This window comes from Azospirillum agricola, assembly GCF_020005195.1.
Lineage (GTDB): Bacteria > Pseudomonadota > Alphaproteobacteria > Azospirillales > Azospirillaceae > Azospirillum > Azospirillum agricola.
In genome coordinates this window covers 52263-70088 of the sequence record NZ_JAIFZR010000002.1, presented here as the reverse complement: position 1 = coordinate 70088, position 17826 = coordinate 52263, and the positions used below count along the sequence as shown (strand labels likewise).

The window sequence follows — 17826 nt, the reverse complement described above, 5'->3', positions numbered from 1 at the left end:
ACGGGCCGGCGTCACTCCGCGTCCGGCAGGATCCTCTGGAGGCGGGCGAAATCCACATACTGGGGCGGGCGGTCCTTCAGCAGGTCCGGCGCCGCCGTGGCGTTCTCGGTCGCGCATTCGGCGACGTAGCGCGCCAGCAGATCGCGCATGACGTCGGACAGCGGTGTTTGCCGCTGGCGCGCGTAATTCTTGGCCGCTGCTTTGACGCGGTGGTCGACGCGCAGCGAAATCGTCGCCTTTCTTGGATGAAACGCATCTCCAAGCATGATGAATGCCCTCGGTCCTTGTCGATCCGTCCTTCCTGGATATTTCAGAACGGCTGTGGATACAAGGATCGCGGGATCAAGAATCGATCTTTCCTGGGGATGATAGAATGTGAATTTGTGTGGATAAGATTTCGGCCGGTTTTCTTCTCCACAGAATCTGTGGATAGATGTGTGCGCAATCCCCGAACAGAATCAGCGCCACCCTTTGGCGCGGCGTATCCCGCCTGTGGATGAGTGGGTTTGCTTAAAAATTAGGCAGTCCGGGAAAGTTCCCTCAGAAGCCGCGGCCCGAACCGATCAGCCGCATGCGCCCGGCCGGGGACAGGTCGGGCAGCAGGGTCAGGATGGTCTCCTCGGTCAGCTCGGCGATCTGCCGGCGCTTGGCGCGGGCGGCCTCGGTGGCGGCGCGCAGGGCCTGGGGATCGAAGCGCTCGGCCTCCAGGATGGTGCGGACCTTGTGGCCGGCCGCGCGGTACTCGTCGGTCAGGGCGGCGTAGCGGGCGCGCTGCGGCTCGAAGGCGGCGCGCAGGCGGGCGGCGTCCTCGGCCGACAGGTCGGGGACCAGGCGCTCGACGAAGCGGTCGGGCATCGGCTGGTAGGGCGGCGGGGGCGGATGGCGCCAGGTCGCGACCAGCGCCGCCGCCAGGAACAGGTTGAGGCCGAGCGACAGCAGCGTCAGCGCGCGCAAGCCCAGACGCGGCCGCAGGCGGGTGAGGATGGCGCCGGTCATCGCGCGTCTCCGTCGAACAGGGTGGGCACGTCGTCGCTCAGCAGGGCGACGTCCCGCGTGGCGGTGGGCGCCGGGCCGCCGGGGGTGGCGAGGCTGCCGGCGAGCCAGCCCAGCGCCAGCAGCGCCACGCACAGCGACGCCGCCGTCCGCCGCGGCATGCGGCCGAGCAGCAGCATCATGAGCGTGTCCTGCGGGACGGAGCGCGCCGCCGCGCCGACGGCCGACAGCAGGCGGGCGACGCGCGCCTCGTCCACCGCCGGAACCGGACCGCCGAGCAGCCGGTCGAACGCCTCGGCCTCGCGCACCGCGTCCCTCAGGGCGGGGGAGGCGGCGAGCGCCCGTTCGGCGTCGGCGCGCAGCTCCGGCGGCCAGCGGGCGGGGTCGGCGCCGAGATCGGCGAGGTGCTGGAGGAACTGGCTCTCGGTCATCATGACACCCTCCCGGCGGCGAGCGCCGTCTTCAACGCACCCCGCGCCCGCGCCAGCAGCGACGCGAAGGCGGTCTCGGACAGTCCCAGGATCTCGGCGGCCTGCCGCAGGCTCAGCCCCTCCTGGTGGAACAGCACCACGGCGGCGCGCTGGCGGTCGGGCAGCCCGTCCAGCGCGCGGTTGACGAGGTCGGCGGTCTGGCGCTCGGCGATTTGCGCCACCGCGTCGGGGGCGGCGTCGGGCAGTTCCCCGGCGTCCTCCAGCGGCGACCACGCCGGCCGGCGCCCACGGTCGATGGCGAGGTTGACGACGATCCGGTAGAGCCAGGTCGTGAAGGCGGCGCGGGCGCCGTCCCAGCGGGCGGCGTGCTGCCAGACGCGCAGGAACGCCTCCTGCGCGATCTCGTCGGCGTCGGACGGGTTGCCGGTCATCCGCTGCGCCAGCGCCACCGCGCGCCGCATGTGGCGGGCCGCCAGCCGCTCGAAGGCCCCGGCGTCGCCGCCGGCCACGCGCGCCATCAGCGAATCGTCGCCGTCGGTGTCGTTCATCGCCGTCCGGTCCGGCGCCATGGCGTGATGCAGGGCGTGCAGCAGGGCATGGCGAAGACCTACGTCAAGCGGCCTGGAAATGCACCCGTTCGTCGTCGCCTCCCTATCGAAAAGCTGTCAAGAGAGCCCCCTCTCCCCTTGTGGGAGAGGGGTTGGGGTGAGGGGGAGCGAATCTTTCCGCCTCCGGCGGAATACCCCTCATCCCAACCCTTCTCCCGCAAGGGGAGAAGGGCTTTTGAGCATGATCCGGCGTGAGGATGGCATTCATCCCCCCTACTCCGCAGGCGCCAGCGACCGGCGCCCGCGCTTGCGGCGCAGCGCCAGCCTCTCCAGCGTCAGATAGACCACCGGCGTCGTGTAGAGCGTCAGCATCTGGCTGACCAGAAGCCCGCCGATGATGGCGACGCCGAGCGGCCGGCGCAGCTCGCCCCCCGTGCCGTAATCGAAGGCCAGCGGCACCGCGCCGAGCAGCGCCGCCATCGTCGTCATCATGATCGGGCGGAAGCGCACCAGACCGGCCTCGCGGATCGCCTCCAGCGGCGTCAGGCCGCGCTCGCGCTCGGCCTCCAGCGCGAAGTCGATCATCATGATGGCGTTCTTCTTGACGATGCCGATCAGCAGCACGATGCCGATCAGCGCGACGATCGACAGGTCGTAGCCGGTCAGGATCAGCGCGATCAGCGCCCCCAAGCCGGCCGACGGCAGGGTGGACAGGATCGTCAACGGGTGGATCAGGCTCTCGTACAGCACGCCGAGCACGACGTAGATGGTCAGCAGCGCCGCCAGGATCAGCAGCGGCTGGCTCGACTGCGACTGCTGGAAGGCGCGGGCGTCGCCCTGGAAGCCGGCGCGGATGCTGGCCGGCATGCCGATGTCCTCGGCCGCCCGCGCGATCACCTGGGTCGCCTGGCTCAGCGAGACTCCCGGCGCGAGGTCGAAGGTCAGGTTGGCGACCGGGAAGCCGCTCTGGTGCTGGATGCTCGACGCCTGGTTGCCGATGGTCACGCTGGCGACCGCCGACAGCGGCACCAGCCCGGCGCGGCCCGGCACATGCATCCTCTTCAAGGCGTCGGGGCCGAGCGCGTCCCTAGGATCGACCTCCAGCACCACCTTGTGCTGGTTCTGCATCAGGTACATGGTCGAGACCTGCCGCTGCCCGAAGGCGTCGTACAGCGTCGCCTCCAGCGCGCTGATCGACACCCCGAGCCGCGAGGCGGCGTCGCGGTCCACCTGGATGTTCGCCTGGATGCCGCCGTTCTGGCGGTCGTTGGCGACGTCGACCAGCTCCGGCAGGGTGCGCAGCTTGTCGACCAGCTTCGGCGCCCAGGCGTTGAGCGCGTTGATGTCGGTGTCCTGGAGCGAGTAGCGGTACTGGCTGCGCCCCTGGAAGCCGCCGACCCGGATGTCCTGCACCGGGCTGAGATAGAGCTGCGCCCCCGGCACGCGGGCGGCGCGCATCCGCAGCCGCTGGGTGACGGTCGCCAGATCCTCGCGCTGGTCGCGCGGCTTCAGCGCGATGAAGATCTGGCCGGAATAGGTGCCGCCCGGCCCGCCGCCGCCGATCGAGGCGCCGACGCTCTCCACCGCCGGGTCGCCGTCGATGGCCTCCTGCAACGCCCGCTGGCGCGCCAGCATGGCCTGGAAGGAGATGTCCGGCGGCGGGTCGCTGAAGCCGTTCAGCATGCCGGTGTCCTGCTGCGGGATCAGCCCCTTCGGCACCTGCCCGTAGAGCCAGACGCTGACGCCGATGATGGCGAAGGTCGTGACCAGCATGAAGCGCCGGTGCTCCAGCACCCAGTCGAGCCCGTCGGCGTAGAGCCCGAACAGCCGGTCGCCGACCCAGCCCAGCGCGCGGGCGACGCGGCCGGGCGGGCCGCGCTCGGCCTCGGGGGTCAGCAGATGGGCGCACATCATCGGCGTCAGCGTCAGCGAGACGACGGCCGAGACGGCGATGGCGACCGACAGGACGACGGCGAACTCGCGGAACAGCCGGCCCTGGATGCCGCCCATGAACAGGATGGGGATGAAGACCGCGACCAGCGACAGGCTGATCGACACCACGGTGAAGGCGACCTGACGGGCGCCCTTCAGCGCCGCCCGCAACGGCGTCTCGCCTTTCTCGATGTGGCGGACGATGTTCTCGATGACGACGATGGCGTCGTCGACCACGAAGCCGACCGAGATGGTCAGCGCCATCAGCGAGAAATTGTCCAGGCTGTAGCCGGCCGCCCACATCACCGCGCAGGTGCCGGCCAGCGACAGCGGCACGGCGGCGGTCGGGATCACGGTGGCCCACAGCCGGCGCAGGAACAGCGCCATCACCATCACCACCAGCGCCACCGTGATCGCCAGCGTCTTCTGCACGTCGGCGATGGAGGCGCGGATCATCGGCGTGCGGTCGCTGCGCACCGCGATCTTGACGCCGGGCGGCATCCAGCCCTCCAGCACCGGCAGCTCGGCGCGGATGCGGTCGACCGTCTCCACCACGTTGGAGCCGGTCTGCTTCTGGATGTTGATGAGGACGGCGCGCTGCCCGTCGTACCACGCCGCGGTGCGGCTGTTCTCCGGCGCCTCGATCACCTCGGCGACGTCGGACAGGCGGATGGTGGCGCCGTTCTTCTCGGTGACGATCAGCCGGCGGTAGGCGTCGGCGCCGAACAACTGGTCGCTGGCGCCGATCGCCCAGCTCTCGTGCTCGCCGTCGAAGCTGCCCTTGGGGCCGTTGGCGTTGGCCTGGGAGATGGCGCTGCGGATCATCTCCAGGCTGACGCCCATCGACGCGGCGGCGGCGGCGTTGGCGCGGACGCGGACGGCGGTCTTCTCCGCCCCGTTGATCGAGACCTGGGAAACGCCCTCGATCTGGCTCAGCCGCTGGCCGATGATGGTCTCGGCGAGCGAGAAGACCTCCCCCGGCGGCAGGGTGGCGGAGGTCATCGCCAACGTCATGATCGGGGCGTCGCTGGGGTTCATCCGCCGCATGCGGGGCGGGCTCGGCAGATCGGCCGGCAGGTCGCCGCCGGCCGCGTTGATGGCGGCCTGGACGTCGCGCGACGCCGCCTCGACGTCGCGGTCCAGCTCGAACTGCACGACGACGGCGGTGCTGCCCAGCTTGCTGTTCGACGTCATCTCGGTGATGCCGGCGATGCGCGACAGGCGGCGTTCCAGCGGTGTCGCAACCGAGGCGGCCATCGTCTCCGGGCTGGCGCCGGGCAGCGAGGCGGAGACGACGATGGTCGGGAACTCGACCTGCGGCAGCGGGGCGACGGGCAGGAAGCGGTAGGCGACGATGCCCAGCAGCATCAGCCCCACCATCAGCAGCGAGGTGCCGACCGGACGGTGGATGAAGGGGGTGGAGAGGGACATGGCCGCCTACTCCGCCGCCGCCGGTTCGCCGTGCGGCGGCGGCGTCGCCTTGGCCTTGCGGCGCGGGCGCAGCAGCCGGCCGAGCCGGTCCATGTACAGATAGACCACCGGCGTCGTGTAGAGCGTCAGCACCTGGGACACCAGCAGCCCGCCGACGATGGCGATGCCCATCGGCTGGCGCAGCTCCGACCCGGTGCCGGTCTCCAGCGCCAGCGGCAGGGCGCCGAGCAGCGCCGCCATCGTCGTCATCATGATCGGCCGGAAGCGCAGCAGCGACGCCTCGTAGATCGAGCGCTCCGGCGCCATGCCCTGGTGGCGCTCGGCCTCCAGCGCGAAGTCGATCATCATGATGGCGTTCTTCTTGACGATGCCGATCAGCAGCACGATGCCGACCAGCGCGATCAGCGACAGGTCGTGACCCGTCGCCATCAGCGCCAGGATGGCGCCGACGCCGGCCGACGGCAGGGTCGACAGGATGGTGATCGGGTGGATCGTGCTCTCGTAGAGGATGCCCAGCACGATGTAGACCGCGACCACCGCCGCCAGGATCAGCCAGGGCTGGGTTTCCAGCGAGGAATTGAACTCGGCGGCCGTGCCGGCGAAGCGGGCGGTCGCGGTGTCGGGCATGCCGATGCCGGCGCGCGCCTCCTGGATCGCCCGCACCGCGTCGCCCAGCGCCACGCCGTGGGCGACGTTGAAGGACAGGGTGACGGAGGGGAACTGGCCCTGGTGGGTGATGACCAGCGGGGCGGTGGTGCGCTCCACCCTGACCAGCGCGTTCAGCGGCACGACGCCGCCCCCGCTCGACTTCACGTAGATCTTGGACAGCGAGGCCGGGTCCATCTGGAAGGCCGGCTCCACCTCCAGGATGACGCGGTACTGGTTGGTCTGGGTGTAGATGGTCGAAACCTGCCGCTGGCCGAAGGCGTCGTACAGCGTGTCGTCGATCGCCTGCGGCAGCACATGCAGGCGCGAGGCGGCGTCGCGGTCGATGGTGAGGTAGACCTGGAGACCGTAGGGCTGCTGGTCGGTCGCCACGTCGGTCAGCTCGGGCCGGGCGCGCAGCGCGTCGAGCAGGCGCGGGGTCCAGGTCTCCAGCTCCTTCGGGTCGGCGTCCTGCAACACGTACTGGTACTGGGTGCGGCTGACGCGGCTGTCGATCTGCACGTCCTGCACCGACTGCATGAACAGCGAGATGCCCTTCAGCTCCGCCGTGGCGGCGCGCAGCCGGGCGATGATCGCCTCCGCCGATGAGGTCCGCTGCTCGCGCGGCTTGAGCGCGATGGTCAGGCTGCCGGTGTTGGTGGTGGCGTTGACCGTGCCGGTGCCGACGAAGCTCGCCACCCCGGTGACGTCGGGGTCGCGCCGCACGATCTCGGCGACCTCGCGCTGGCGCTCGGCCATCGCCTTGACCGAGATGGAGGGGGCGGCGTCGGTGACGCCGACGATGACGCCGGTGTCCTGCTGCGGCAGGAAGCCCTTCGGCACCGCGTTGTAGAGCCACAGCGTCGCGGCCAGCGTCGCCAGGGTGAAGAGCAGCGTCGCGAACTGGTGGCGCAGCACGACGCGCAGGCTCGCCGCGTAGCCGTTGAGCAGCGCGTCGAAGCCGCGCTCGCTCCAGCGGAAGAAGATGTTCGGCCGCTCGTCGCCCTCCGGCTTCAGCAGGCGGGCGCACATCATCGGCGTCAGGGTCAGCGAGATCACCATCGACACCAGCACCGCGATGGAGAGCGTGACGGCGAACTCGCGGAACAGCCGGCCGACCACGCCGCTCATGAACAGCAGCGGGATGAAGACGGCGATCAGCGACAGCGTCAGCGAGACGACGGTGAAGCCGATCTGGCGGGCGCCCTTCAGCGCCGCCTGCATCGGCGTCTCGCCCTTCTCGATGTGGCGGACGATGTTCTCGATCATGACGATGGCGTCGTCCACCACGAAGCCCGACGCGATGGTCAGCGCCATCAGCGACAGGTTGTCGAGGCTGAAGCCGCACAGCGCCATGATTCCGAAGGTGCCGATCAGCGACAGCGGCAGAACCGCCGCCGGGATCACCGTCGCCCACGCCTTGCGCAGGAACAGGAAGATCACCATCACCACCAGCCCGGCGGTGAGCACCAGCGTCTTCTGGACGTCCAGCACCGAGGCGCGGATCGTCTCGGTCCGGTCGGTCAGCACCGCCATCGTGATCTGCGGCGGCAGCGACTCCTGGATCGACGGCAGCAGGGCGCGGATGCGGTCCACCGTGTCGATGATGTTGGCGCCGGGCTGGCGCTGGACGTTCAGCAGCACCGCCGGCTTGCCGTCGTGCCACGCCGCCAGCCGGGTGTTCTCCACCGAATCGACGACGGCGCCGATGTCGGACAGCCGCACCGGGCCGCCGTTCCTGTAGGTGACGATGATCGGGCGGTAGGCGGCGGCGTTCTCGATCTGGTCGTTGACGCCGATCGACCAGGACTGGCGCGGCCCGTCGAAGCTGCCCTTGGGGGCGTTGACGTTGGCCTGGGTGATGGTGGTGCGCACGTCCTCCAGCGTCAGCCCCAGCCCGGCGACCGCCGCCGGGTTGACCTGCACGCGCACGGCCGGGCGCAGGCCGCCCTCGATGCCGACATAGCCGACGCCGTCGACCTGGCCGAGCTTCTGCGCCAGCAGCGTGTCGGCGGCGTCGCTGACCGTCTCCAGCCGCAGGGAGTCGGAGCTGAGCGCCAGCACCATGACCGGCGTGTCGGCCGGGTTGACCTTGTCGTAGATCGGCGGGTTGGGCAGCCCCTTGGGCAGGCTGCCGGCCGCCGCGCTGATGGCCGACTGCACGTCCTGCGAGGCGGCGTCGATGTCGCGCGACAGGTTGAATTGCAGGGTGATGCTCGACAGCCCGAAGGAGCTGGTCGAGATCATCGACGAGATGCCGGCGATCTGCCCGAGCTGGCGCTCCAGCGGCGCCGTGACCGAGGAGGCGATGACGTCCGGCGCCGCCCCCGGCAACTGGGTGGTGACGCGCACGGTCGGGAAATCGACCGTCGGCAGCGACGAGATCGGCAGCGCGCTGTAGCCGAGCAGCCCCAGCAGCACCACCGCCGCCATCAGCAGCCCGGTGGCGACCGGCCGCAGGATGAAGGGGGCGGAGATGTTCATGAGGGCTCACGCGGGCTGCGGGCGGGGCCGGCACTCTCCGGGCTGCCATCCGCCGAGGGCGGCCGGCGGCGCGGGGCGTCCGGGTTGTTCGGATCGCGGGGGCCGCGTTCCCGGTGGCGTTCCTCGCGGGCGACCGGGGCCTCGCCTCCCGACTGGCCAGCCATGGCGGGCGGTGCCCCGGCGGGTGCGGCGGCGGTGGGGGAGCCGGCCGGAGGCTGGGCGGCGGCCGGATCGACGATGCGGACGCGCGAGCCGGGCTGGAGCCGGTACTGGCCGTCCACCACCACCCGCTCGCCGGGGGTCAGCCCGGATTCGACGATGGCCTTGTTCTCCTCGATGTGGCCGACCTTGATCGGGCGTTGCTCGACGGTCTGGTCGTCCTTGACGATGTAGGCGAAGGTCCCCTGGGGGCCGCGCTGCACCACCGTGGCCGGCACCGTCGTGGCCCCCCGGCGCACCGTGGAGAGCAGCCGGACGTTGACGAACTGGCCGGGCCACAGGCGCTGCGGCTCGTTGGGCAGGGTCGCCTTCAGGCGGATGGTGCCGGTGCCGCTGTCGATCAGGTTGTCGATGACCTGGAGCGCCCCGGCGCCGAGCAGCGCCCTGCCCTCGCGGTCGAGCGCCTGGACCGGCACCTCGCCATTGGCCTGGGCGGCGAGGATGGCGGGAAGCTGCTTCTCCGGCAGGGTGAAGACGACGGCGATCGGCTGGATCTGGGTGATGGTGACGATGCCGTTCTGGTCGCTCGCCCGCACGACGTTGCCGTTGTCGATGTTGCGCAGGCCGATCCGTCCGCTGATCGGGGCGGTGACGGTGGTGTAGTTGAGCTGCACCCGCACCGCCTCGATCGCCGCCTCGTCGGCGCGGATCTGCGCCTCGTACTGGGCGACCAGGGCGCGCTGGGTGTCCACCGTCTGCTTGGAGGCGAACTCCCTCAGGTTCATGTTGCGCTCCAGGTCGCGCCGGGCGTTGGCGAGCTGGGCCTCGTCCTGCGCCTTCTTGGCCTGGGCCTGGGCGAGCTGGGCCTGGAGCGGGCGCGAGTCGATCACCGCCAGCACGTCGCCGGCCTTGACCATCTGCCCCTCGCGCAGGTCGAGCCGTTGCAGCTCGCCGTCGACGCGGGCGCGCACGGTGACGCTGTTGAAGGCCTGCACGGTGCCGATGCCGTCGAACCAGATGGGCACGTCCTCGCGCGCCACCGTGCCGGCCTGCACGGCGACCACCGGGCTGCGGCCGCCGCCCGGAGCCATGCCGGGAGGACCGGGCATGCCGGGCGGGCCGCCGGGGACCCCGGCGGTCCTGGCCGGCGCCGTCAGCTTCCGCTCGACCGCGTAACCGACGCCACCGGCCAGCCCGACGAGAACCACGCCGGTGACGACCGGCCTCCAACGAATCTTCATGACAGTCCCGACGCTCGCTCGACCTGTTTGTCCGGCCGCGTTTCCTTGGCGTTCCTTGGTACGGGCGGCTGGGGCGAATTCGTCGCGCGAAGGCGGGATATTTTTCGGGGCGGGCCTGCGGGCGTGCCCGCCCCTTTCCCGGCGGGCTCCCGGGGCCGGGGGTCTCAGAGGGTGGCGCGCAGCTCGTCCGCCAGCAGGCGCGTCACCCCGGCGGGCAGGGCGAGGTGGCAAACGCCGCGGTCCTGCATCACCAGCTCCAGGGCCAGGGCGTTGGTCGCCGCCAGCGCCCGGATGGTGTCGACGACGCGGGAATCGTCGTGGCGGACCGCCCAATGGCTCTCCTCGATCCTCGGCCGCTTCAGGGAGAAGCGCAGCGCCAGCGCCGGATCCTCCGGCGCCCGCCCGCCGGCCCGGGCGAAGGCGCGCAGCGCGTCGCCCAGCGATTCCACGACGCCGCTGATGAACAGCAGGGGCAGCGGCGGCTGCCGGTCGCGCGCGAACAGGATCAGCGCGCCGCCCTCCTCCCCGCCGTTGCGCGCCACCGCCGCGCTGGCGACGACGCGGTCGGGGCCGAGTTTCAGCAGGTGCGACAGCGGGGTTCCGGTCATGTGGCGTGTCCGTCGGCGGTGGTTTGCGGCGAGGCTAGCCGATCCCCCCCGCCCTGTCCCGGATCCGCCGCCAGTTTTTCCATTTCCCGCCGCAACCGCTCGGACAGCGCCCAGTCGCGCTCCGGCACCATGCCCGACACCTCCAGCAGCAGCTTGCTGAGGATGGCGTCGGCGAAGGCGTCGAAGTCGTTCGCCGGCACCAGGAAGGCGCCGGGACCGCCGATGACGTGGTCGCGGTAATAGCCGTCGAGGTTGTTGGAGGGCGAGCCGCCCCACGGGTTGGGCCGGTCGTTGAGGATCGGCAGCCCGTTGATGGTGATGCCGCGCGCCACCGCCTCGTCGCGCGCCGTCTCCACCGGACGGCCGCGGTTGTTCTCGCCGTCGCCCGATATGTCGATGACTCGGCGGGTGCCCTCCACCCCGTTGGCCTCGAACAGCGGCACGGCGTGGTCGATGGCGCCGCTGATCGAGGTCCATTGCTGCGAGGTGATCGGCGCCTCGCCCACCGCCAGCGCGAAGCTGCGCACGCTGCGGGGGTCGCTCAGCACGGTCCAGTCGATGACGGTGCGCTGGTAGTTGTCGCCGGCCCATTCCATGTAGGTGACGGCGATGCGGCCGAAGGGACCGCCCCGGATCGCCCGCTGGATCTTCTCGTTCAGGAAGGCCTGGACGTAGCCGTCGCGCTGGAGCCTCCCCTCCTCCGGGTCGACGCTGCCCGACACGTCGATGGCCAGGACCAGCTCCAGGTCGACCGGCTCGTCGGCGAAGGCCGGTGGGGCCATGGCCGGCTGGGACAAGGGGGAGGCCAGCGCCAGGGCGGCGGCCAGGGTGAGGCGACGGCACGAACGACGGCACACAGGCATCGCGCACCCCCTTTGCGTTGTCCTTTCCGACACGGGCAAGGGAATGACATGGACAGCGCCGCCGCCGCTGTCCACCGCGCGGAACCGCGCCTGCCTGTTTGCGCCCCCCGCGCCGGAGGCCGGCGACCGGAGGCGGTACGCCGGACGGAGCCTCGATCCGGGTTGCCGGCCCGAATCGCCGGCATGGCTGCGCTTCCCCGTCACCGCTTGTGGAGGCGGAAGGTTCGTGCTCCCCTGGGCGCCCATCCCACCTGGAGCAGCCCCCATGAGCTGGCAGACGCTCGCCTTCTTCTTCGCCACCGCCTTCGTGATCTCGGCGACGCCGGGTCCCAACATGCTGCTGGCGATGAGCCTCGGGCTGCGCTTCGGCGCCCGCCGCGCCGTCTGGGGCGGGGTCGGCATGTGCGTGGCGCTGGCGGTGATGGCGGCGCTGTCGGCCTTCGGGCTGGGCGCCCTGCTCTCCACCTCGGTCGTCGCCTTCGAGGTGGTGCGCTGGGCCGGCGTCGCCTATCTGACCTGGCTCGGCATCGCCGCGTGGCGGGCTCCGGTCGAGCCGGCCGGGACGCGCGACGCGGCGGCGGCGGCCGGCGGCCAGGGGTCGCCCGCCCGCCTGTTCCTGCGCGGCCTGCTGGTCGCCTTCAGCAACCCCAAGGCGCTGGTCTTCATGGGCGCCCTGTTCCCGCAATTCATCGACGCCGCCGCCCCGCTGCCACCCCAGCTCGGCGCGCTGGTCGCCACCATGATCGTCATCGAGTTCGGCTGGATCATGGCCTACGCCACCGGCGGCGACCGTCTGGCCGCCCGGCTGACCAGCGTGTCGGCGGCGCGCGGCCTGAACCGGCTGACCGGCGGGCTGATGATCGGGGCCGGCGGGCTGCTGGCGCTGGCGCGCCGGGTCTGAGGCGCCGGGGATGACGACGATGACCGGAAGCCCGACCATGGACCTGTTCGACCGCCTCGCCGCCGAGGGGGCGGAGGACTGGCGGCGCTACGTCGACCACGCCTTCGTGCGCGGGATGGGCGACGGCAGCTTGGCCCAGGCCGCCTTCCGCCATTATCTGGCGCAGGACTATTTGTTCCTGATCCATTTCGCGCGGGCCTACGCGCTGGCGGTCTACAAGGGCCGCAACCTCGCCGACATGCGGGCCTCGCTGGGCGGGCTGAAGGCGATCCTCGACGTCGAGATGGATCTGCACGTCTCGCTCTGCGCCGGCTGGGGCCTGTCGGCCGACGAGCTGGAGCGGACGCCGGAAGCCAAGGCGACGATGGCCTACACCCGCTACGTGCTGGAGACGGGCCTGCGCGGCGACCTGCTGGATCTGCATGTGGCGCTGGCGCCCTGCGTCATCGGCTACGCCGAGATCGGCCGGACGCTGGCGGCGGTGCCGGGCGCGCTGGCCGAGGGCAACCCCTACCGCGCCTGGATCGCCGAATATTCCGGCGAGGAATACCAGCGGGTCGCCGCCGCCGCGCGGGAGACGCTGAACCGCCTCGCCGCCGACAGCCTGACCCCGGCCCGCTTCCCCCGGCTGCTGACCATCTTCCGCCAGGCCAGCCGGCTGGAGGCGGATTTCTGGGAGATGGGCCTGACGCTGGGCACCTGAGTCCGGCGCGGCCCGCGCCGGCTCGGAACCCGGCTCAGAACAGCGCGTTCACCAGCGAGCCGCGCCCGCCATAGGCGCCGCCGCCGGAGCCGCCCAGCAGCATCGACAGGCTGCCGGTGGTGGAGCTGCCGCCGTTCAGCAGCGCCGCCAGATTCTGGAGCTTGGTGTTGCCGCCGAACGGGTTGTCGCCCTTGGCCGGCTGCTTGGCGATGGTGTCGTAGTCCTTGCTGTAGTTGCCCATGCGGAGCTGCACGCCGTAGCTCTTGTCCTCCTTGAGCGGCACGTCCGTGTCGCGGGCGACGCGCAGGGTGTAGTCGCCCTTGTCGAGGCTCAGGCTGCCGCCCTGCATCTTCTTGAAGGCGTCGTAGGTCGAGCCGGAGTCCTTGTTGCTGTCGGCGATCACCTTGCCCTGGCGGTCCATCAGCTGGATGCGCACCCCGGCGTCGCCGACCGTGCCGACGGTGACCTCGCCCTTGCTGGTGACCTGGAACTTGTAGAAGTCCGCCGGGTCGTTCGCCGCCAGCGAGCTGAACACGTTGAGCCGGCTGGTGTCCTTCACCAGCGTGCCGATGTTCGACGCGAAGGGGGCGGTGTTGTAGGAGGACTTCTTGACGGTCTGCTCGTACTCCTGGACCTTGCCGCTGGCGCCGCTGGCGCCGCTGTTGGCGGATTGGCCGGCTTGCTGCTGCACGCGCTTGACCGCCGCGTCGATGGACTGCTGCAGGCTCTGCGCCATGCTGCTGACATCGCTGTAACTGGACAAGCTGACCATGACCCGCTCCCTTCGTCTGGCACCCCGCCGGGGTGTTTGGGGCAGAAGGTGTGCAGAAAGCGGGCCAGACAGCAAAATTCATATATTCCAATAGCTTGACCACAGAGACGAAGCGGCAGCCCGGCAATATCCGCAAAGCGGCGGCAAAATTTTCCGGCGCGAACAGCCCGCTGTTACCCACCCGATCCCGGAACGCGCGACAGTCGCGCCACCGGATCGTCGGTGCCGCGAACGGCCCACGGCGGACCGGGCGCAACGCCAGCAAGGGGAGGATTGGCCATGGCCGGAAAGAAAATCCTGATGATCGTCGGCGACTACGCCGAGGATTACGAGACGATGGTGCCGTTCCAGGCGCTCGCCATGGTCGGGCACACGGTCCACGCGGTCTGTCCCGGCAAGCAGGCCGGCGACCGCATCGCCACCGCCATCCATGATTTCGAGGGCGACCAGACCTACAGCGAGAAGCGCGGCCACAACTTCACCCTCAACGCGACCTTCGAGGGCACGCGCGCCGACTCCTACGACGCGCTGGTCATCCCCGGCGGCCGGGCGCCGGAGTATCTGCGGCTCGACGCCGCGGTGATCGCGCTCGTCCGCGCCTTCTTCGAGCAGGACAAGCCGGTCGCCGCCGTCTGCCACGGCGCCCAGCTGCTGGCCCCGGCCGGGGTGCTGAAGGGCCGCCGGGTCTCCGCCTACCCCGCCTGCCGGCCGGAGGTCGAGCTGGCCGGCGGCACCTACGCCGACATTCCGATCGATTCCGCCGTGGCGGACGGTAAGCTGGTGACGGCTCCGGCCTGGCCGGCGCACCCGGCGTGGCTGGCGCTGTTCCTCAAGGCGCTGGACGCGGAGTAACCCGGCATACCCCAAGCGGAGGGCCGTCGAACATGTGCGAGATCTACGTCAAGGCCGACCCGATCCTCTACGAAAGCCGGTCGCGCTCGGTCCGCATCCACGGGGTGGTGACCAGCATCCGGCTGGAGAATCTGTTCTGGGACGTCCTGGCCGACATCGCCGCGCGCGACGGCATGACCGTGAACCAGCTGATCGCCAAGCTCTACGACGAGATCGTCGAGGCGCGGGGCGAGGTGCCCAACCTCGCCTCCTTCCTGCGGGTCAGCTGCATGCGCTACCTGACGCTGGTGGTCGGCCGCGAGGGGGACGGGCATCGGAACGGGGACGCGGACGCTTCCCGCCCGGCGACGCGCCGGGCGGCGGAGGTGGTGGCGCTGCGGGGCTGACGCCCTACTCGTCGTAGGCCATCAGCGAGTGGCAGGGCACGTCCAGCCGCTCGCGGCCGTTCAGGAAGGTCAGCTCCACCAGGAAGGCGGCGGCGCGGACGTCGGCGCCGATCTGGCGCAGCAGCGTGACCGCCGCCGCCATGGTGCCGCCGGTCGCCAGCAGATCGTCGAGCACGACCACGCGCTGGCCCGGCTTCACCGCGTCGGCCTGCACCTCGATGATGTCGGTGCCGTATTCCAGGTCGTAGGAATGCGCCACCTTGTCGCCCGGCAGCTTGCCGTGCTTGCGCACCATGACGAAGCCGATGCCGAGCGCCAGCGCCAGCGGGGCGGCGACCAGGAAGCCGCGCGACTCGATGCCGACCAGCACGTCGGGCTGGTGCGGGCGCACCGCCTCGGCCAGCCGGTCGATGGCCGCCTTCCAGGCCGGGCCGTGGGCCAGCAGCGGCGAGACGTCGTAGAACAGGATTCCGGGCTTCGGGAAATCCGGAATGCCGCGGATGTGGTCTTTCAAATCCATCGAGGTCGGGTCCGTCAGGGGCGCGTCGGCCGGGGTCGCCATCGGCGCGACAAGGCGAAGCAGTCTATCGGGACGGCCCCCACCGCGCAAACGGGCGTTGCGCCGCAGCGCGGGGCAATCGTTTGAAGCCCCTCTCCCCTTGCGGGAGAGGGGTTGGGGTGAGGGGGGCAAGTCTCTTTCCGCCCTTGGCGGAATACCCCTCATCCCAACCCTTCTCCCACAAGGGGAGAAGGGCTTGTTCATGGCTGAGGGGCTTGTTCATGGCTATAGCACCTCAAGCGATCGCCCCTCGCGCCGCAGCCATCGGAGGGCCGCATGCGCTGCGGGGTTGACCGGACGCGCGTGCGCGGCCACGTTCCAACCTCTCCGATCGAGTGGTGAAACGGGTGGCCGGGCGTGGCGGGTGAAGCGGTCTGGGTCGAATCGCGGTACGGCGACGGCGTGTGGAGCATCGGCCCCGCCGGGCGCTGGACGCTGGAATCTGCCAAGCCGGCGGCCGAGGCGCTGAAGGCCCTGCGGCCGGAACGCTCCGGCGGGCCGGTGCGGCTCGACCTCGGCCGGCTCGACGCGCTCGACACGGTGGGGGCCTATCTGCTGGCCCGGCTCGCCGACCGGCTGGCGGCGGAGGGCCACGCCGTCGCCGTCGAGGGCGTGCGGCCCGAGCACGCCGCCCTGTTCGACGCGGTGCGCGAGGCGGGCCAGGCTCCCCCCCAGCCCCACGGCACGGCCCACCACCCGATCATCGACATGGTGATCCGCACCGGCCGCACCACCATCGAGGCGGTGCGCGAGGCGGGCGACCTGATCTCCTTCCTCGGGCTCGTCACCATCACCTTCGCGCGCCTGCTGCTGAAGCCGTCGCGGCTGCGCCTGACCTCGGTGATGTTCCACATCGAGCAGACCGGGCTGAACGCGCTGCCGATCCTCGGCCTGCTGTCCTTCCTGATCGGCGTCGTGCTGGCCTTCCAGGGCGCCGACCAGCTCAAGCGCTTCGGCGCCGAGCTGTATGTCGTCAACCTGCTGGGCATCTCGGTGCTGCGCGAGATCGGCGTGCTGATGACGGCGATCATCGTCGCCGGCCGCTCCGGCTCGGCCTTCACCGCGCAGATCGGCACCATGAAGGTCAACCAGGAGGTCGACGCCATCGGCACCATGGGGCTCGACCCGATCGAGCTGCTGGTGGTGCCGCGCGCGCTGGCGCTGATGGTCACGCTGCCGCTGCTGGTCTTCTACGCCGACGTGATGGGGCTGTTCGGCGGGGCGGTGATGAGCTACGCGACGCTCGACATCACCTTCGGCCAGTTCATCCGCCAGCTCCACACGGCGGTCGGCATCAACACGGTGCTGGCCGGGCTGATCAAGGCGCCGGTCTTCGCGCTGGTCATCGCCATCGTCGGCTGCTACGAGGGCATGAAGGTGTCCGGCAGCGCCGAGAGCGTCGGCACCCTGACCACCAAGGCGGTGGTCGAGGGCATCTTCCTGGTCATCGTCATCGACGCGGTGTTCTCCGTGCTGTTCTCCATGCTGGGGGTGTGATGGCCGACGCGATTCCCCTTTCCCCGGCCCTTCCATCGATCACCCGGCCGGTCCTCCAGCCGGTCATCCGCGTGCGCGGCCTCGTCACCCGCTTCGGGCCGCAGACCGTCCATGACGGGCTCGACCTCGACGTGCGGGCCGGCGAGGTGCTGGGCGTCGTCGGCGGCTCCGGCACCGGCAAGTCGGTGCTGCTGAAGGAGATCATCGGGCTGATCCGCCCGGCCGCCGGCACCATCGAGCTGCTCGGCCACGACACCGCCGACCTCTCCCAGCGCGAGCGGACGGCGTTGCAGGCGCGCACCGGCGTGCTCTTTCAGAACGGCGCGCTGTTCAGCTCCATGACCGTCGCCGAGAACGTCATGCTGCCGCTGAAGGAGCACACGGACCTGCCGCCGCCCCTGATCGCCGAGATCGCGCGGGTGAAGATCGCCATGGCCGGGCTGCCGCCCGACGCCGGGGCCAAGCACCCGTCGCAGCTTTCCGGCGGCATGGTCAAGCGCGCCGGTCTGGCCCGCGCGCTGGCGCTCGACCCCGCCATCCTGTTCCTCGACGAGCCGACCGCCGGGCTCGACCCGATCGGCGCCGCCGCCTTCGACAGCCTGATCCGCGGCCTGCAACGCAGCCTGGGGCTGACCGTCTTCATGGTGACGCACGACCTCGACAGCCTGACGACGATCTGCGACCGCATCGCGGTGCTGATCGACAAGAAAATCCGGGTGGGCACGCTGGAGGAGCATCTGGCCGATCCGCACCCCTGGATCCACGACTATTTTCACGGACCGCGCGGCCGCGCCGCGCGCCATGCGGAGGACTGAGGGCAA

17 protein-coding genes are annotated in these 17826 nt (G+C 70.8%); 6 read left to right on the top strand and 11 right to left on the bottom strand.

Annotated features, from left to right (window positions below; all coding sequences use genetic code 11):
- Positions 1-11 precede the first annotated feature (11 nt).
- From JN22_RS03170 to JN22_RS03130, 9 genes are all read right to left on the bottom strand, one after another.
- Positions 12-266 (bottom strand): hypothetical protein, encoded by a 255-nt coding sequence (locus JN22_RS03170; RefSeq protein WP_085552546.1) that lies wholly within the window; start codon positions 264-266, stop codon positions 12-14.
- 274 nt (positions 267-540) lie between these two features.
- The gene (locus tag JN22_RS03165; RefSeq protein WP_085552545.1) at positions 541-996 is read right to left on the bottom strand and encodes a periplasmic heavy metal sensor; all 456 of its coding nucleotides are present in this window, start codon (positions 994-996) and stop codon (positions 541-543) included.
- Positions 993-1427 carry a hypothetical protein gene (locus tag JN22_RS03160; RefSeq protein WP_085552544.1) on the bottom strand — a complete coding sequence of 145 codons (435 nt, stop codon included), beginning with the start codon at positions 1425-1427 and terminating at the stop codon, positions 993-995. Before JN22_RS03160 ends, JN22_RS03165 begins: the two co-directional genes overlap by 4 nt.
- Complete coding sequence (locus tag JN22_RS03155; protein ID WP_085552543.1) at positions 1424-1993, bottom strand: RNA polymerase sigma factor; 570 nt, start codon at positions 1991-1993, stop codon at positions 1424-1426. The genes JN22_RS03160 and JN22_RS03155 overlap by 4 nt, the downstream gene beginning before the upstream one ends.
- A 252-nt stretch (positions 1994-2245) precedes the next feature.
- The gene (locus JN22_RS03150) at positions 2246-5335 is read right to left on the bottom strand and encodes an efflux RND transporter permease subunit (protein WP_085552541.1); all 3090 of its coding nucleotides are present in this window, start codon (positions 5333-5335) and stop codon (positions 2246-2248) included.
- 6 nt (positions 5336-5341) lie between these two features.
- Positions 5342-8464 (bottom strand): multidrug efflux RND transporter permease subunit, encoded by a 3123-nt coding sequence (locus JN22_RS03145; protein ID WP_085552540.1) that lies wholly within the window; start codon positions 8462-8464, stop codon positions 5342-5344.
- A complete protein-coding gene (locus tag JN22_RS03140; RefSeq protein WP_085552539.1) occupies positions 8461-9864 on the bottom strand; it encodes an efflux RND transporter periplasmic adaptor subunit in 1404 nt (467 codons plus the stop codon). The genes JN22_RS03145 and JN22_RS03140 overlap by 4 nt, the downstream gene beginning before the upstream one ends.
- Positions 9865-10028: 164 nt before the next feature.
- Positions 10029-10472: a hypothetical protein gene (locus JN22_RS03135; protein WP_085552538.1), complete on the bottom strand. Its 444-nt coding sequence runs from the start codon at positions 10470-10472 to the stop codon at positions 10029-10031.
- On the bottom strand, positions 10469-11335 hold the full coding sequence (locus tag JN22_RS03130) for a DUF1194 domain-containing protein (RefSeq protein ID WP_085552537.1): 867 nt from the start codon (positions 11333-11335) through the stop codon (positions 10469-10471). The genes JN22_RS03135 and JN22_RS03130 overlap by 4 nt, the downstream gene beginning before the upstream one ends.
- 265 nt (positions 11336-11600) lie before the next feature.
- Here JN22_RS03130 and JN22_RS03125 point away from each other — a divergent pair, with 265 nt between their 5' ends.
- A complete protein-coding gene (locus JN22_RS03125) occupies positions 11601-12236 on the top strand; it encodes a LysE family translocator (protein WP_085552536.1) in 636 nt (211 codons plus the stop codon).
- Between the two features lie 10 nt (positions 12237-12246).
- The gene (tenA, locus tag JN22_RS03120; protein WP_085552535.1) at positions 12247-12939 is read left to right on the top strand and encodes a thiaminase II; all 693 of its coding nucleotides are present in this window, start codon (positions 12247-12249) and stop codon (positions 12937-12939) included.
- 34 nt (positions 12940-12973) lie between these two features.
- On the opposite strand, the gene JN22_RS03115 is transcribed toward tenA, so the two are convergent.
- Positions 12974-13711 (bottom strand): hypothetical protein, encoded by a 738-nt coding sequence (locus JN22_RS03115; RefSeq protein ID WP_085552534.1) that lies wholly within the window; start codon positions 13709-13711, stop codon positions 12974-12976.
- A gap of 279 nt (positions 13712-13990) precedes the next feature.
- On the opposite strand from JN22_RS03115, the gene JN22_RS03110 reads away from it, so the two are divergent.
- The gene (locus JN22_RS03110; protein WP_085552533.1) at positions 13991-14563 is read left to right on the top strand and encodes a DJ-1/PfpI family protein; all 573 of its coding nucleotides are present in this window, start codon (positions 13991-13993) and stop codon (positions 14561-14563) included.
- A 32-nt stretch (positions 14564-14595) separates the two neighbouring features.
- Entirely contained in the window at positions 14596-14949 is a 354-nt protein-coding gene (locus tag JN22_RS03105) for a ribbon-helix-helix domain-containing protein (RefSeq protein ID WP_085552532.1), read from the top strand.
- Between the two features lie 4 nt (positions 14950-14953).
- On the opposite strand, the gene JN22_RS03100 is transcribed toward JN22_RS03105, so the two are convergent.
- Positions 14954-15469, bottom strand: coding sequence for an adenine phosphoribosyltransferase (locus JN22_RS03100; protein WP_085553389.1), 516 nt, complete (start codon positions 15467-15469; stop codon positions 14954-14956).
- Positions 15470-15865: 396 nt separating this feature from the next.
- Here JN22_RS03100 and JN22_RS03095 point away from each other — a divergent pair, with 396 nt between their 5' ends.
- Entirely contained in the window at positions 15866-17005 is a 1140-nt protein-coding gene (locus tag JN22_RS03095; protein WP_085552530.1) for an ABC transporter permease, read from the top strand.
- Positions 17005-17820, top strand: a complete 816-nt coding sequence (locus tag JN22_RS03090; protein ID WP_085552529.1) for an ABC transporter ATP-binding protein — start codon at positions 17005-17007, stop codon at positions 17818-17820. Before JN22_RS03095 ends, JN22_RS03090 begins: the two co-directional genes overlap by 1 nt.
- Positions 17821-17826 lie beyond the last annotated feature (6 nt).